A 367-nucleotide genomic window follows, 5' to 3' on the forward strand; every position below is an offset into this window, starting at 1 on the left:
GTCCCTTAGGTCCTGTGAACATTATCGTGCGAAGGCCAACATCGGACACGCAGGCGCAGTGGACAAAAGTTGGGTCCGCATCATCAAACGCGTTGACCGTAAGTCAACCAGCTATGTCTTCGCAGTCTGCAAATTATGTGACCTCGAATACTCCGGGAGATAAGGATATTTATTCTTCTACCGATACGATTCCTGCGGGATATTCGGTAAAAGCTGTACAAGTAGAAGGATATTTTACAAAGGCATCAACGTCTACTCCATCGGTCTCTATAGGAGTTATCAGTGGATCATCTGAATCAGACGGAGCTTCATTCGCTGTAGCAGGAGCAACACCATCTTATACAGCGAAGATTGTTTAGAAAGACCC

At 46.0% G+C, this 367-nt stretch carries 1 protein-coding gene; it reads left to right on the forward strand.

The window, feature by feature from the left end:
• Positions 1-359 (forward strand): hypothetical protein (locus AC1RPG_RS08420; RefSeq protein WP_481762536.1); only part of this gene is annotated, 359 nt, incomplete at its 5' end.
• Between the last annotated feature and the right edge of the window lie 8 nt (positions 360-367).

Source organism: Dellaglioa sp. CoH-57-MRSF-18, from assembly GCF_056781995.1.